Annotated in this window: 12 protein-coding genes; 8 read left to right on the forward strand and 4 right to left on the reverse strand. The window is 50.6% G+C overall.

Features of this window, described 5'->3' with window-relative positions:
• Positions 1-6: 6 nt before the first annotated feature.
• Positions 7-1,236 (reverse strand): amino acid permease, encoded by a 1,230-nt coding sequence (locus ACU8XX_RS05040; RefSeq protein ID WP_000065950.1) that lies wholly within the window; start codon positions 1,234-1,236, stop codon positions 7-9.
• A gap of 254 nt (positions 1,237-1,490) precedes the next feature.
• On the opposite strand from ACU8XX_RS05040, the gene ACU8XX_RS05045 reads away from it, so the two are divergent.
• The 5 genes from ACU8XX_RS05045 (at position 1,491) to ygeA (ending at position 7,140) form a co-directional block, all read left to right on the forward strand.
• Positions 1,491-2,672: an acetyl-CoA C-acetyltransferase gene (locus ACU8XX_RS05045; protein ID WP_000656029.1), complete on the forward strand. Its 1,182-nt coding sequence runs from the start codon at positions 1,491-1,493 to the stop codon at positions 2,670-2,672.
• A 286-nt stretch (positions 2,673-2,958) separates the two neighbouring features.
• Positions 2,959-3,795 carry a 5-dehydro-4-deoxy-D-glucuronate isomerase gene (gene kduI / locus ACU8XX_RS05050; RefSeq protein ID WP_000383237.1) on the forward strand — a complete coding sequence of 279 codons (837 nt, stop codon included), beginning with the start codon at positions 2,959-2,961 and terminating at the stop codon, positions 3,793-3,795.
• A 29-nt stretch (positions 3,796-3,824) separates the two neighbouring features.
• On the forward strand, positions 3,825-4,586 hold the full coding sequence (gene kduD, locus ACU8XX_RS05055) for a 2-dehydro-3-deoxy-D-gluconate 5-dehydrogenase KduD (RefSeq protein ID WP_000603502.1): 762 nt from the start codon (positions 3,825-3,827) through the stop codon (positions 4,584-4,586).
• A 314-nt stretch (positions 4,587-4,900) separates the two neighbouring features.
• On the forward strand, positions 4,901-6,319 hold the full coding sequence (gene araE, locus ACU8XX_RS05060) for an arabinose-proton symporter AraE (protein WP_000256437.1): 1,419 nt from the start codon (positions 4,901-4,903) through the stop codon (positions 6,317-6,319).
• A gap of 128 nt (positions 6,320-6,447) precedes the next feature.
• Positions 6,448-7,140, forward strand: coding sequence for an amino acid racemase (ygeA, locus tag ACU8XX_RS05065; protein WP_000848664.1), 693 nt, complete (start codon positions 6,448-6,450; stop codon positions 7,138-7,140).
• On the opposite strand, the gene lysR is transcribed toward ygeA, so the two are convergent.
• On the reverse strand, positions 7,127-8,062 hold the full coding sequence (gene lysR, locus ACU8XX_RS05070) for a DNA-binding transcriptional regulator LysR (RefSeq protein ID WP_000741828.1): 936 nt from the start codon (positions 8,060-8,062) through the stop codon (positions 7,127-7,129). The two genes, ygeA and lysR, sit on opposite strands and share 14 nt — an antisense overlap.
• A 121-nt stretch (positions 8,063-8,183) precedes the next feature.
• On the opposite strand from lysR, the gene lysA reads away from it, so the two are divergent.
• Positions 8,184-9,446 carry a diaminopimelate decarboxylase gene (lysA, locus tag ACU8XX_RS05075; RefSeq protein WP_240765377.1) on the forward strand — a complete coding sequence of 421 codons (1,263 nt, stop codon included), beginning with the start codon at positions 8,184-8,186 and terminating at the stop codon, positions 9,444-9,446.
• 6 nt (positions 9,447-9,452) lie between these two features.
• On the opposite strand, the gene galR is transcribed toward lysA, so the two are convergent.
• Positions 9,453-10,484 (reverse strand): HTH-type transcriptional regulator GalR, encoded by a 1,032-nt coding sequence (gene galR, locus ACU8XX_RS05080; RefSeq protein WP_000201048.1) that lies wholly within the window; start codon positions 10,482-10,484, stop codon positions 9,453-9,455.
• Positions 10,485-11,069: 585 nt separating this feature from the next.
• Between galR and aas the strand changes: the two genes are divergently transcribed.
• Entirely contained in the window at positions 11,070-13,229 is a 2,160-nt protein-coding gene (gene aas, locus ACU8XX_RS05085) for a bifunctional acyl-ACP--phospholipid O-acyltransferase/long-chain-fatty-acid--ACP ligase (RefSeq protein WP_000899049.1), read from the forward strand.
• Complete coding sequence (lplT, locus tag ACU8XX_RS05090; RefSeq protein WP_000004618.1) at positions 13,222-14,415, forward strand: lysophospholipid transporter LplT; 1,194 nt, start codon at positions 13,222-13,224, stop codon at positions 14,413-14,415. The genes aas and lplT overlap by 8 nt, the downstream gene beginning before the upstream one ends.
• Positions 14,416-14,446: 31 nt before the next feature.
• Here the strand turns inward: lplT and ACU8XX_RS05095 are convergent, their stop codons facing one another.
• On the reverse strand, positions 14,447-15,487 hold the full coding sequence (locus ACU8XX_RS05095) for an NADP(H)-dependent aldo-keto reductase (RefSeq protein ID WP_001199299.1): 1,041 nt from the start codon (positions 15,485-15,487) through the stop codon (positions 14,447-14,449).
• Positions 15,488-15,492 lie beyond the last annotated feature (5 nt).

Below are 15,492 nucleotides of genomic sequence, written 5' to 3' on the forward strand. Positions count from 1 at the left end.
TGGATATCAGCTAAAGAACATTACCGATACGCACAGGATACCCACGATCAGCGTAATCAGATTTCCGATGGAACGCCAGGGTTTAAGCGCCGGGATCAGATACGTTGACAACGTAGGCATGATGAAAAGTATCATGGCAATGAGCGGGCCGCTGATCGCGTAAATCATCGAAATCGCGTTCGGGTTAATGCAACAAACAATGAAGGTGATCAGCGATACCAACATAATTGATAGTGCGCGGTTAAATGCACGACTTTTCTTTACACCAACCTGCTGTAGTGTTGTTTTGACGACCTCCGTGGCACCTTCAATAACGCCAAAGTACGTACCCAGGAATGATTTCGACATCGCAACTACTGCGACAATAATCCCGGAAATTGACAGCCATGCTGGGGCGTTCGGCAGCATAGAAAGCGCCGATAAAATGGTGACCCCTTCTTCTTTAGCCGCTTCAATATACGAAGGTGGAATAGAAAGCAGGCAGCTAAAGACAAAGAACAGTACACTTATGCAGATGATGAGATAAGCGACTTTCATAATTTTTTTGCATTTATCCATAGCGTGTTCGCCATATTTTTCACGTCTGTCTATGGCAAACGTAGAAATAATGGGCGTATGGCTAAAGGCGAAAACCATCACGGGAATCGATATCCATATCTGGTGAAGGGTATTCTGATTGAACTCTACCTGGGTCGTTAATAGATCAGGTTGCCAACTACCGACAAGGTAAATGGAAAGAAATAAGAAATAGGCAATCAATGGGAATACCAAAAAACCCATTACCCGAATGGTTGCATGGCGTCCCATCAGAAAAATGAGATTCAGGATTAATACAACACCCAGACTCACCAACATACGGATGCGAAGATCAATAACCATATGCTTTGCCAGCTGTTCCGTAAGTGAGTTGGTAATTGCCACTGCATATATCAACACGACGACAAAAAAGGCGATGAAGTACAGCGTGGTAATCAGATTACCAATCTTCTTGCCATAGTAGTGTGTTACTGCGCCCGTTATCCCTTCACCTGCTGATGTTTTCGATGAGAGGATGAACTGGCATAAGGCTTTATGTGGCCAATATGTTAAAGGCCAGGCGACCAGAGCAGTAATAAACAGGACCACAGCCCCTGCCGAACCTAACTGAATAGGAAGGAAGAGCGTGCCTGCACCAACGGCTGTGCCGTAGAGCGCGAAACTCCACAGAGTTTCTTCTTTAGACCAAATATTAGACATTATCTGAACGTATCATCTACAAATTAAACAAAATGGAGGGCAATTTACCATAAACCAGGTTAAGTATGGGAGATTAACGCCCTATCTACCCCTCTATTGGTGGGTTAGTGGTTGCAAACCTTACGTGCCAGTTATGACTCTGACTACTGCTCAGGCATATTTCCTTTGTGATAAAAATCACTTTTTTTAAACAATTAAGATAACTGTAATTAACAATCATTTACTATTGCACTGTTAATTGGTGCGAGGTTGTGATGAAAGACGTTGTGATTGTCGGGGCGTTACGGACACCTATCGGCTGCTTTCGCGGTGCGTTAGCGGGTCATTCCGCCGTGGAACTTGGTAGTCTGGTCGTGAAAGCGTTAATAGAACGTACCGGCGTTCCTGCATATGCGGTGGATGAAGTAATTCTTGGTCAGGTGTTGACTGCAGGGGCAGGGCAGAATCCGGCAAGGCAATCGGCTATTAAAGGTGGTCTGCCTAATAGCGTTTCTGCAATCACGATTAATGACGTCTGCGGTTCCGGACTTAAAGCACTGCATCTGGCTACTCAGGCGATACAGTGTGGCGAGGCTGATATTGTCATCGCCGGTGGCCAGGAAAACATGAGCCGCGCACCACATGTTCTGACTGATAGCCGCACCGGTGCACAGCTTGGCAATAGCCAGCTGGTTGACAGTCTTGTGCATGATGGGTTATGGGATGCCTTCAATGATTATCATATTGGTGTCACCGCCGAAAATCTGGCTCGCGAATATGGCATCAGCCGTCAATTGCAGGATGCTTACGCACTTAGCTCGCAACAAAAAGCGCGAGCGGCGATTGACGCCGGACGATTTAAAGATGAGATCGTCCCGGTAATGACCCAAAGTAACGGTCAGACGTTGGTTGTTGATACCGATGAACAGCCACGCACTGACGCCAGTGCAGAAGGTTTAGCCCGTTTAAATCCTTCATTTGATAGTCTCGGTTCTGTGACAGCGGGTAATGCATCATCCATAAACGATGGCGCAGCTGCGGTAATGATGATGAGCGAAGCCAAAGCACGAGCGTTGAATTTACCCGTGCTGGCCCGCATTCGCGCATTTGCCAGCGTTGGTGTAGATCCGGCATTGATGGGAATTGCGCCGGTGTATGCGACCCGCCGTTGCCTGGAGCGTGTAGGCTGGCAGTTGGCTGATGTCGATCTTATCGAGGCTAATGAAGCGTTTGCTGCACAGGCGCTTTCGGTTGGCAAGATGCTTGAGTGGGATGAGCGTCGGGTCAATGTCAATGGTGGTGCGATCGCACTTGGTCACCCGATAGGCGCTTCCGGTTGCCGAATCCTGGTTTCTCTGGTTCATGAAATGGTGAAACGTAATGCCCGCAAAGGACTGGCAACGCTTTGTATCGGCGGGGGCCAGGGTGTGGCATTGACCATTGAACGTGACGAATAGCTCTGCATTTCCTCCTTACCGATAAATATCTGCCGTCATTAATCTGTTGAATAATGATGGCTGGCAAGTCGACATACATTTTCTGGGCTCCCTCATTTTTCCATTCTCATGACATATTCGTGATCGACACTGCACTTTTTTTAATCCTTAACTTAAAAATGAAACATTGTTTTATTTTTAATTGAAAACCCTAGCCCATGGGCATATCATCCCTTTATAGAGAAAACAAAACAGTGTTTCACTATCGTTTTCTATTTTCACGCTTCACTGATTATCGGAGGTTGATGTGGACGTAAGACAGAGCATCCACAGTGCGCACGCAAAAACGCTGGATACCCAAGGGCTGCGCAATGAATTTTTGGTTGAAAAGGTATTTGTCGCCGATGAGTACACCATGGTTTACAGCCACATTGACCGAATTATTGTTGGCGGCATTATGCCGATAACTAAAACGGTTTCCGTTGGCGGGGAAGTTGGTAAACAACTCGGCGTAAGCTATTTCCTTGAACGTCGCGAGTTAGGTGTTATCAATATTGGCGGTGCCGGTACGATTACTGTCGATGGCCAATGCTATGAAATCGGTCACCGCGACGCCCTGTATGTTGGTAAAGGTGCAAAAGAAGTTGTCTTTGCCAGTATTGATACCGGCACTCCGGCGAAGTTTTATTACAATTGCGCACCCGCGCATACGACGTATCCCACCAAAAAAGTCACCCCGGACGAAGTATCTCCAGTCACGTTAGGCGATAACCTCACCAGTAACCGTCGCACTATTAACAAATATTTTGTCCCGGATGTGCTGGAAACCTGCCAATTGAGTATGGGGCTGACGGAGCTGGCTCCAGGTAACTTGTGGAACACCATGCCGTGTCACACCCACGAGCGCCGGATGGAAGTTTATTTCTATTTCAATATGGATGATGACGCCTGCGTTTTCCACATGATGGGGCAACCGCAAGAAACGCGTCACATTGTGATGCATAACGAGCAGGCGGTGATCTCCCCGAGCTGGTCGATCCATTCCGGCGTCGGAACCAAAGCTTATACCTTTATCTGGGGCATGGTTGGTGAAAACCAGGTCTTTGATGATATGGACCATGTGGCCGTTAAAGATTTGCGCTAGTTGTGGGCATAAACGAATAAGGTATTGTTATGATTTTAAGTGCATTTTCTCTCGAAGGTAAAGTTGCGGTCGTCACTGGTTGTGATACTGGACTGGGTCAGGGGATGGCGTTGGGGCTGGCGCAAGCGGGCTGTGACATTGTTGGCATTAACATCGTTGAACCGACTGAAACCATCGAGCAGGTCACAGCGCTGGGGCGTCGTTTTTTAAGCCTGACCGCCGATCTGCGAAAGATTGATGGTATTCCAGCACTGCTGGATCGCGCGGTAGCGGAGTTTGGTCATATTGATATCCTGGTGAATAACGCCGGATTGATTCGCCGCGAAGATGCTCTCGAGTTCAGCGAAAAGGACTGGGACGATGTCATGAACCTGAATATCAAGAGCGTATTCTTCATGTCTCAGGCAGCGGCGAAACACTTTATCGCGCAAGGCAATGGCGGCAAGATTATCAATATCGCGTCAATGCTCTCCTTCCAGGGCGGGATCCGTGTGCCTTCTTATACCGCATCAAAAAGCGGCGTGATGGGTGTGACGCGATTGATGGCGAACGAATGGGCTAAACACAACATTAATGTTAATGCGATAGCCCCGGGTTACATGGCGACCAACAATACTCAACAACTACGGGCAGATGAACAACGTAGCGCGGAAATTCTCGACCGCATTCCAGCTGGTCGTTGGGGACTGCCGAGTGACCTGATGGGGCCGATAGTGTTCCTTGCCTCCAGCGCTTCAGATTATGTGAATGGTTATACCATTGCCGTGGATGGCGGTTGGCTGGCGCGTTAATTCATTCTTCTTACTTTTATGACCCTGCCGCATGGCAGGGTTTTTTATACCTGTAGATCATCATAATCCATATCATGGTTATGAAATAATCCATATTAATTATCAATTAATGAACTTTATGAATTTTATCTGCTGTAAAATTAGGTGGTTAATAATAATCTCAATAATTCAACTTAATTTGAAAATTGGAATATCCATCACATAACGACATGTCGCAGCAATTTAATCCATATTTATGCTGTTTCCGACCTGACACCTGCGTGAGTTGTTCACGTATTTTTTCACTATGTCTTACTCTCTGCTGGCAGGAAAAAATGGTTACTATCAATACGGAATCTGCTTTAACGCCACGTTCTTTGCGGGATACGCGGCGTATGAATATGTTTGTTTCGGTAGCTGCTGCGGTCGCAGGATTGTTATTTGGTCTTGATATCGGCGTAATCGCCGGAGCGTTGCCGTTCATTACCGATCACTTTGTGCTGACCAGTCGTTTGCAGGAATGGGTGGTTAGTAGCATGATGCTCGGTGCAGCAATTGGTGCGCTGTTTAATGGTTGGCTGTCGTTCCGCCTGGGGCGTAAATACAGCCTGATGGCGGGGGCCATCCTGTTTGTACTCGGTTCTATAGGGTCCGCTTTTGCGACCAGCGTAGAGATGTTAATCGCCGCTCGTGTGGTGCTGGGCATTGCTGTCGGGATCGCGTCTTACACCGCTCCTCTGTATCTTTCTGAAATGGCAAGTGAAAACGTTCGCGGTAAGATGATCAGTATGTACCAGTTGATGGTCACACTCGGCATCGTGCTGGCGTTTTTATCCGATACAGCGTTCAGTTATAGCGGTAACTGGCGCGCAATGTTGGGGGTTCTTGCTTTACCAGCAGTTCTGCTGATTATTCTGGTAGTCTTCCTGCCAAATAGCCCGCGCTGGCTGGCGGAAAAGGGGCGTCATATTGAGGCGGAAGAAGTATTGCGTATGCTGCGCGATACGTCGGAAAAAGCGCGAGAAGAACTCAACGAAATTCGTGAAAGCCTGAAGTTAAAACAGGGCGGTTGGGCACTGTTTAAGATCAACCGTAACGTCCGTCGTGCTGTGTTTCTCGGTATGTTGTTGCAGGCGATGCAGCAGTTTACCGGTATGAACATCATCATGTACTACGCGCCGCGTATCTTCAAAATGGCGGGCTTTACGACCACAGAACAACAGATGATTGCGACTCTGGTCGTAGGGCTGACCTTTATGTTCGCCACCTTTATTGCGGTGTTTACGGTAGATAAAGCAGGGCGTAAACCGGCTCTGAAAATTGGTTTCAGCGTGATGGCGTTAGGCACTCTGGTGCTGGGCTATTGCCTGATGCAGTTTGATAACGGTACGGCTTCCAGTGGCTTGTCCTGGCTCTCTGTTGGCATGACGATGATGTGTATTGCCGGTTATGCGATGAGCGCCGCGCCAGTGGTGTGGATCCTGTGCTCTGAAATTCAGCCGCTGAAATGCCGCGATTTCGGTATTACCTGTTCGACCACCACGAACTGGGTGTCGAATATGATTATCGGCGCGACCTTCCTGACGCTGCTCGACAGCATTGGCGCTGCCGGTACGTTCTGGCTCTACACTGCGCTGAACATTGCGTTTGTGGGCATCACTTTCTGGCTCATTCCGGAAACCAAAAATGTCACGCTGGAACATATCGAACGCAAACTGATGGCAGGCGAGAAGTTGAGAAATATCGGCATCTGATTTCACGGGCCGGATGTGCTGTACATCCGGCCCTTTTTTCGTTAATAGAGATCGGGCACTTGGCCGTTGAGGCGTTTGTCTCGTTCCTTATTCAGCCTTGTTGCGGTAACGCACATCAGGAGAGAGGAATGAAAACAATTGGTTTGCTGGGAGGAATGAGCTGGGAATCCACCATTCCTTACTATCGTTTGATAAATGAAGGCATTAAACAGCGGCTTGGTGGGCTTCACTCTGCGCAAGTGCTGCTACATAGCGTCGATTTTCATGAAATAGAAGAGTGCCAGCGTCGCGGGGAATGGGATAAAACCGGGGACATTCTGGCTGAGGCGGCGCTTGGCTTACAGCGGGCGGGCGCAGAAGGTATTGTGTTATGTACCAATACGATGCATAAAGTGGCGGATGCCATTGAGTCACGTTGCACTCTGCCTTTCTTACACATTGCGGATGCCACCGGACGTGCAATTACCGGGGCCGGAATGACTCGTGTGGCGCTGCTGGGTACGCGTTACACCATGGAACAGGATTTTTATCGCGGGCGGCTGACGGAACAATTTTCCATCAATTGTCTTATTCCTGAAGCGGATGAACGGGCGAAAATTAATCAGATTATTTTTGAAGAACTGTGTCTGGGGCAATTTACCGAAGCGTCACGCGCTTATTATGCGCAAGTGATTGCTCGCCTTGCAGAACAGGGCGCACAGGGCGTCATTTTTGGCTGCACAGAAATTGGTTTACTGGTGCCAGAAGAGCGCAGTGTTTTGCCTGTGTTTGATACCGCGGCGATCCATGCCGAGGATGCTGTCGCTTTTATGCTGTCGTAGCTGACGACAAAATAGCGTCAAGAGAAGTGACCAGTTTCGGTAACCCCGCTTGTAAATGCCCACTAAACGCCTGAACCAGCGCTGATGACGGGCGGTGCAGGGGGCGGATCAGGCTGACGGTGAACGGAACCGCAATACTGAACCGCCGCACCACTAAACCGCTTGCCGCATAATCTAGTGCGGTGAGCGGGTTAACCACCGAAACACCTACCCCCGCCCGTACCATTGCGCAGACTGACGCGGCGCTGTGGGTTTCTACGATCATGCGTCGTTTAACCTGATGTTCAGTAAATAGCTGATCCAGCAACTGGCGATAGCTGTCAGTACGGGAAAGGCTGATGTAGTTCTCACCCTGAAAATCATCCGGCGTTAATACCTTTTTTACCGCCAGCGGATGACCCGGAGGTAACACACACACTTCATCTAAAGAGAGTAATTCGGTACGTTCTGTTCCCGCAGGCGTATGGAGCGTTTCAGTGAGTCCTAAATCATGACGCTGGGCCGAGAGCCACTCTTCAAGTAGCGGTGATTCCTGGGGCACGATATTTAAGCTGACATCGGGATAACGTGCCAGAAAGGGTTGCAGGAGCTGCGGTAAAAAAGATTGCGAAAAGACCGGCAGGCAGGCAATAGACAGTTCTCCCTGGCGAAACTCGCGCAGACTTTCTGCGGCGCTGACAATGCGATCCAGTCCGTACCAGGATCGTTGCACTTCTTCAAACAGACGCAGTCCTTGCACGGTAGGATGTAATCGCCCACGTACGCGCTCAAACAATTTCAGCCCGATCACCTTCTCAAAGCGCGCAAGTTCGCGGCTGACGGTTGGCTGTGAGGTGTGTAGCAGGTGTGCCGCCTCAGTCAGGCTTCCGGCGGTCATTACCGCATGAAAAATTTCAATATGACGTAAGTTAACGGCGGCCATTAGCGCTCTCTCGCAATCCGGTAATCCATATCATTTTTGCATAGACTCGACATAAATCGATATTTTTTATTCTTTTTATGATGTGGCGTAATCATAAAAAAGCACTTATCTGGAGTTTGTTATGCCACATTCACTGTTCAGCACCGATACCGATCTCACCGCCGAAAATCTGCTGCGTTTGCCCGCTGAATTTGGCTGCCCGGTGTGGGTCTACGATGCGCAAATTATTCGTCGGCAGATTGCAGCGCTGAAACAGTTTGATGTGGTGCGCTTTGCACAGAAAGCCTGTTCCAATATTCATATTTTGCGCTTAATGCGTGAGCAGGGCGTGAAAGTGGATTCCGTCTCGTTAGGCGAAATAGAGCGTGCGTTGGCGGCGGGTTACAATCCGCAAACGCACCCCGATGATATTGTTTTTACGGCAGATGTTATCGATCAGGCGACGCTTGAACGCGTCAGTGAATTGCAAATTCCGGTGAATGCGGGTTCTGTTGATATGCTCGACCAACTGGGCCAGGTTTCGCCAGGGCATCGGGTATGGCTGCGCGTTAATCCGGGGTTTGGTCACGGACATAGCCAAAAAACCAATACCGGTGGCGAAAACAGCAAGCACGGTATCTGGTACACCGATCTGCCCGCCGCACTGGACGTGATACAACGTCATCATCTGCAGCTGGTCGGCATTCACATGCACATTGGTTCTGGCGTTGATTATGCCCATCTGGAACAGGTGTGTGGTGCTATGGTGCGTCAGGTCATCGAATTCGGTCAGGTTTTACAGGCTATTTCTGCGGGCGGTGGGCTTTCTGTTCCTTATCAACAGGGTGAAGAGGCGGTTGATACCGAACATTATTATGGTCTGTGGAATGCCGCGCGTGAGCAAATCGCCCGCCATTTGGGCCACCCTGTGAAACTGGAAATTGAACCGGGTCGCTTCCTGGTAGCGCAGTCTGGCGTATTAATTACTCAGGTGCGGAGCGTCAAACAAATGGGGAGCCGCCACTTTGTGCTGGTTGATGCCGGGTTCAACGATCTGATGCGCCCGGCAATGTACGGTAGTTACCACCATATCAGTGCCCTGGCAGCTGATGGTCGTTCTCTGGAACACGCGCCAACGGTGGAAACCGTCGTCGCCGGACCGTTATGTGAATCGGGCGATGTCTTTACCCAGCAGGAAGGGGGAAATGTTGAAACCCGCGCCTTGCCGGAAGTGAAGGCAGGTGATTATCTGGTACTGCATGATACAGGGGCATATGGCGCATCAATGTCATCCAACTACAATAGCCGTCCGCTGTTACCAGAAGTTCTGTTTGATAATGGTCAGGCGCGGTTGATTCGCCGTCGCCAGACCATCGAAGAATTACTGGCGCTGGAATTGCTTTAACTGCGGTTAGTCGCTGGTTGCATGATGACTTGCCTCCAGCGACGGAGTTGACACTGAATGACGACGTACCAGCGTCGGACTAAAGACATTAGTGATTTCCGGGAGAGGGCGATTATCCGCCAGCGCCAAAGCCAGTTCGGCAGCCTGGGTCGCCATCGTCACGATTGGGTAACGCACGGTGGTCAGGCGCGGACGCACATAGCGTGACACCAGCACATCATCAAAGCCAATTAACGAAATCTCACCCGGTACATCAATACCATTATCATTGAGAACGCCCATCGCACCCGCCGCCATTGAATCGTTATAACAGGCTACCGCAGTGAAATTTCTTCCTCGTCCCAAAAGCTCGGTCATTGCCTGTTCGCCGCCGCTTTCGTCTGGTTCGCCAAATGTCACCAGCCGGTCATTGGCCGCAATACCACTTTCAGCAAGGGCATCGTAATACCCTTGCAGACGATCTTCGGCGTCAGAAATAGAGTGGTTAGAGCACAGATAACCAATGCGGGTATGACCTTGCTGAATTAAATGACGCGTTGCCAGCCAGGCACCGTAACGATCGTCAAGAGCAATACAACGGTTTTCAAAGCCAGGCAGGATACGGTTGATCAGCACCATACCGGGCATTTGTTTCATTAATGAGGCTAAATCGGCATCCGGGATCATTTTGGCATGGACGACCAACGCAGCACAGCGATGGCGGATCAGTTGCTCAATAGCCTGACGCTCTTTTTGTTCGTTGTGGTAACCGTTGCCAATCAATAAGAAATTACCGGTGTGATAAGCCACCTGTTCGACCGCTTTCACCATTGCACCGAAAAACGGATCGGAAACATCACCAACGATCAGACCGACCGTTTCAGTGGTCTGCTGCGCCAGCGCACGGGCGTTGGCGTTCGGGTGATAGCTAAGAGACTCCATTGCACTATGCACAGCCAGCCGGGAAGCTTCACTGGCTTTAGGTGAATTATTAATGACGCGGGAAACGGTGGCGACTGAAACGCCTGCCAGTCGGGCTACATCCTTTATGGTCGCCATGAAAATACCTTAGTGGGTAAACGCTTACATTCTTTCAGTGTTACGGAAAACGCCCGTTGGTTCAAGGGGTGGCGTGTTTTCATCGTGGGAATGTGAGCCAAACGCAAATAAGTAAGACAAAAAAAGAGATTGCAAACCTTTGGTTACACTTTGCGAAACGCTGTTGCGATTGACCGCTGGTGGCGTTTGGCTTCAGGTTGCTAAAGTGGTGATCCCAGAGGTATTGATAGGTGAAGTCAACTTCGGGTTGAGCACATGAATTACACCAGCCTGCGCAGATGCGCAGGTTTTTTTTGGCCGGTCATCAATCTGTAACAGTAACCGACAATTTACACACCTCGTTGCATTTCCCTTCATTCCTTTGCGTTTTCTCGCTGGCGAAGAGTCGTCGTGCAGACCACAATCAAGATCCCAGAGGTATTGATTGGTGAGATTATTCGGTACGCTCTTCGTACCCTGTCTCTTGCACCAACCTGCGCGGATGCGCAGGTTTTTTTTCGCACCTAATTTACTGTCGCTCGCGTTCTTTATCTCGTGTAATCTCCCTCCATTCGCTTTTACTGAATCAGAGCAAAGGGAGTTGGAATGCTTTTTAGCTTTTTTCGAAATTTGTGCCGTGTTTTGTATCGCGTTCGCGTTACGGGTGACACCCAGGCACTGAAGGGCGAGCGCGTTCTAATTACGCCTAATCACGTCTCTTTTATTGATGGCATTTTGCTTGGACTGTTTTTACCTGTGCGTCCAGTGTTTGCCGTTTACACCTCAATAAGCCAACAGTGGTATATGCGTTGGCTGAAATCATTTATCGACTTTGTTCCTCTCGACCCGACGCAACCTATGGCTATTAAACATCTGGTACGTCTGGTGGAACAGGGCCGACCAGTGGTGATTTTCCCTGAAGGACGCATCACCACTACAGGCTCGCTGATGAAAATCTACGATGGCGCGGGTTTTGTCGCGGCGAAGTCTGGTGCAACGGTTATTCCTGTGCGTATTGAAGGGGCGGAACTTACGCACTTCAGCCGCCTGAAAGGTCTGGTTAAACGTCGCTTGTTCCCGCAAATTACTCTGCATATTTTGCCACCAACGCAGGTGGCGATGCCGGATGCGCCGCGTGCCCGTGACCGTCGCAAAATCGCTGGCGAAATGCTGCATCAAATAATGATGGAAGCGCGAATGGCGGTGCGCCCGCGTGAAACGCTGTACGAATCTTTACTGAGTGCAATGTACCGCTTCGGAGCCGGGAAGAAATGTGTCGAAGACGTCAACTTTACCCCAGACTCCTATCGCAAATTGCTTACGAAAACGCTGTTTGTTGGACGCATCCTTGAAAAATACAGTGTTGAAGGCGAACGCATCGGCTTAATGCTGCCCAATGCAGGCATCAGTGCGGCAGTGATTTTTGGGGCCATCGCCCGTCGCCGCATTCCCGCAATGATGAACTACACTGCCGGGGTGAAAGGGCTGACCAGTGCTATTACGGCGGCTGAAATCAAAACCATCTTCACTTCCCGCCAGTTTCTCGATAAAGGCAAACTCTGGCATCTGCCGGAGCAACTTACTCAGGTGCGCTGGGTCTATCTGGAAGATTTAAAAGCAGATGTCACCACTGCCGACAAAGTATGGATCTTCGCTCATTTGCTGATGCCGCGTCTGGCACAGGTTAAACAGCAGCCGGAAGAAGAGGCGCTGATCCTTTTTACCTCCGGTTCTGAAGGCCATCCAAAAGGCGTCGTCCATAGCCATAAAAGCATTCTGGCGAACGTCGAGCAGATTAAAACGATTGCCGACTTCACCACCAACGATCGCTTTATGTCGGCATTACCGCTGTTTCACTCCTTTGGGCTGACGGTAGGCCTGTTTACGCCACTGCTTACAGGTGCAGAAGTGTTCCTTTATCCAAGCCCGCTGCATTACCGCATTGTGCCGGAGTTGGTGTATGACCGCAGTTGCACCGTGTTGTTCGGTACCTCGACTTTCCTCGGTCACTACGCGCGTTTCGCCAACCCGTATGACTTCTATCGTCTACGCTATGTGGTGGCAGGCGCAGAAAAACTACAAGAAAGTACCAAACAGCTTTGGCAGGATAAATTTGGCCTGCGCATCCTTGAAGGCTATGGTGTAACCGAGTGCGCGCCTGTCGTTTCTATCAACGTACCGATGGCGGCGAAACCCGGTACGGTAGGGCGTATTCTACCAGGAATGGATGCGCGCCTGTTGTCGGTTCCTGGTATCGAAGAGGGCGGACGCCTGCAACTGAAAGGGCCGAACATAATGAACGGCTATCTGCGGGTGGAGAAGCCAGGTGTACTGGAAGTGCCCACCGCCGAGAATGTTCGCGGCGAAATGGAGCGCGGCTGGTATGACACTGGCGATATTGTGCGTTTTGACGAGCAGGGCTTTGTGCAGATTCAGGGCCGCGCAAAACGCTTTGCCAAAATTGCAGGCGAAATGGTGTCGCTGGAAATGGTGGAACAACTGGCACTTGGTGTTTCGCCAGATAAAGTCCATGCCACTGCGATTAAGAGCGATGCCAGCAAAGGCGAGGCACTGGTGCTTTTCACCACAGATAACGAACTGACGCGCGATAAGTTGCAACAGTATGCCCGCGAGCACGGCGTGCCGGAGCTTGCTGTACCGCGCGATATTCGCTATCTGAAACAGATGCCATTACTTGGCAGCGGCAAACCTGACTTTGTCACGTTGAAAAGCTGGGTAGACGAAGCGGAACAACACGATGAGTGAGTCAGTGCACACTAACACTTCGTTGTGGTCGAAGGGGATGAAAGCGGTTATCGTGGCGCAGTTTCTCTCTGCGTTTGGCGATAATGCCCTACTGTTTGCCACTCTGGCGTTACTGAAAGCGCAGTTCTATCCGGAGTGGAGCCAGCCCATCCTGCAAATGGTGTTTGTAGGTGCTTACATTCTTTTTGCGCCGTTTGTCGGGCAGGTGGCGGATAGCTTCGCCAAAGGCCGGGTGATGATGTTTGCCAACGGCCTGAAGCTGCTGGGCGCAGCCAGTATCTGCTTTGGTATCAATCCGTTTCTCGGCTATACGCTGGTGGGTGTTGGTGCTGCAGCCTATTCACCGGCGAAATACGGTATTCTCGGCGAATTAACCACGGGTAGTAAGTTAGTGAAAGCTAACGGTTTAATGGAAGCTTCTACCATAGCGGCGATTTTGCTCGGTTCCGTAGCCGGTGGTGTGCTGGCTGACTGGCATGTCCTCGTCGCCCTGGCCGCATGCGCACTGGCCTACGGTGGTGCGGTCGTTGCCAATATCTACATTCCCAAACTGGCGGCGGCGCGTCCGGGGCAGTCCTGGAATCTCATCAACATGACCCGCAGTTTCCTGAATGCCTGCACCTCGCTATGGCGCAATGGTGAAACGCGTTTTTCGCTGGTGGGCACCAGTTTATTCTGGGGAGCGGGTGTCACGCTGCGTTTCCTGTTGGTGCTGTGGGTACCGGTGGCGCTGGGCATTACCGATAACGCTACGCCCACCTATCTCAACGCGATGGTAGCGATTGGTATCGTGGTTGGCGCAGGTGCGGCAGCGAAGTTAGTTACGCTGGAAACCGTGTCACGCTGTATGCCAGCCGGGATTTTGATTGGCGTGGTGGTACTGATTTTTTCCCTGCAACACGAGCTGCTGCCAGCCTATGCCTTGTTGATGCTGATTGGCGTGATGGGGGGCTTTTTTGTCGTTCCGCTCAATGCGTTGCTACAGGAGCGGGGTAAAAAAAGCGTCGGGGCGGGGAATGCGATTGCAGTACAAAACCTTGGCGAAAACAGCGCCATGTTGTTGATGCTGGGCATTTACTCGCTGGCGGTAATGGTAGGCATCCCGGTCGTGCCCATTGGCATTGGCTTCGGTGCGCTGTTTGCGCTGGCAATAACGGCGCTGTGGATCTGGCAGCGCCGTCATTAATATTTAACGCCGGTTTTAACCGGCGTTAATCTTATGGTGCCGGATAAGTATAAACCTGATGCACAGCTTCAATTTCAGCTAATACGTCTTCGCTTAACTCCAGATGCAAACTTTCGACGTTAGTTTTCAACTGCTCCATCGTGGTTGCGCCCAGCAGAGTGCTGGCAACAAACGGTTGACGGCGTACAAATGCGAGCGCCATTTGAGCAGGGTCCAGGCCATGACGTCTGGCAATATCAACATACGCCGCGACGGCTTTTTGCGTTTGCTCACCGCTATAGCGGGTGAACCGACTAAAGAGCGTATTACGTGCGCCAGCGGGTTTTGCACCATTGAGATATTTCCCGGTCAGCGTACCGAAACCCAGGCACGAATAGGCCAGCAGTTCGACCCCTTCATACTGGCTGACTTCTGCCAGACCTACTTCAAAACTGCGGTTTAACAGACTGTAGGGGTTCTGAATGGTGACAATACGCGGCAGATCGTGTTTGTCCGCCAGATGCAGGTAGCGCATTACGCCAAATGCAGTTTCGTTCGACACGCCGATATAACGAATTTTTCCCGCGCGTTGGTACTCTGCCAGTGCGTCCAGCGTATCCAGCAGCGAAACTGCAGGCGCAGAATCCGTCCAGCTATAACCGAGTTTGCCAAAGCAGTTGGTTGGGCGCTGCGGCCAGTGCACCTGATAAAGATCGAGGTAATCAGTCTGTAGGCGCTTGAGGCTGTCATGCAGCGCTTCGCGGATATTCTTCCGATCCAGCGCCTGATCCGGGCGGATGCCCTTGTCATTATTGCGCGACGGTCCGCTCACTTTGGAGGCGATAATTAACTTTTCGCGGCTGCCATGTTTCGCCAGCCAGTTGCCGACGTAGGTTTCGGTTAACCCTTGCGTTTCGGGGCGCGGAGGTACTGGGTACATTTCGGCAACGTCGATAAGGTTAATGCCCTGAGCAACGGCATAGTCGAGTTGTGCGTGGGCGTCGGCTTCGCTGTTCTGTTCACCAAACGTCATCGTGCCAAGCCCCAGCGTGCTGACTTCCAGCGAACTGTGGGGTATACGGTGATATTGCATAGCCG

The sequence above is a fragment of the Escherichia sp. MAL-1 genome (assembly GCF_052948035.1).

Excerpts from the sequence above, each read along its gene's own strand:
- ACU8XX_RS05095 (WP_001199299.1), bottom strand. The coding sequence starts at position 15,487 with ATGCAATATCACCGTATACCCCACAGTTCGCTGGAAGTCAGCACGCTG.
- lysA (WP_240765377.1), top strand. The coding sequence starts at position 8,184 with ATGCCACATTCACTGTTCAGCACCGATACCGATCTCACCGCCGAAAAT.
- kduD (WP_000603502.1), top strand. The coding sequence starts at position 3,825 with ATGATTTTAAGTGCATTTTCTCTCGAAGGTAAAGTTGCGGTCGTCACT.
- ACU8XX_RS05040 (WP_000065950.1), bottom strand. The coding sequence starts at position 1,236 with ATGTCTAATATTTGGTCTAAAGAAGAAACTCTGTGGAGTTTCGCGCTC.
- ACU8XX_RS05045 (WP_000656029.1), top strand. The coding sequence starts at position 1,491 with ATGAAAGACGTTGTGATTGTCGGGGCGTTACGGACACCTATCGGCTGC.
- lysR (WP_000741828.1), bottom strand. The coding sequence starts at position 8,062 with ATGGCCGCCGTTAACTTACGTCATATTGAAATTTTTCATGCGGTAATG.
- ygeA (WP_000848664.1), top strand. The coding sequence starts at position 6,448 with ATGAAAACAATTGGTTTGCTGGGAGGAATGAGCTGGGAATCCACCATT.
- araE (WP_000256437.1), top strand. The coding sequence starts at position 4,901 with ATGGTTACTATCAATACGGAATCTGCTTTAACGCCACGTTCTTTGCGG.
- lplT (WP_000004618.1), top strand. The coding sequence starts at position 13,222 with ATGAGTGAGTCAGTGCACACTAACACTTCGTTGTGGTCGAAGGGGATG.
- galR (WP_000201048.1), bottom strand. The coding sequence starts at position 10,484 with ATGGCGACCATAAAGGATGTAGCCCGACTGGCAGGCGTTTCAGTCGCC.
- aas (WP_000899049.1), top strand. The coding sequence starts at position 11,070 with ATGCTTTTTAGCTTTTTTCGAAATTTGTGCCGTGTTTTGTATCGCGTT.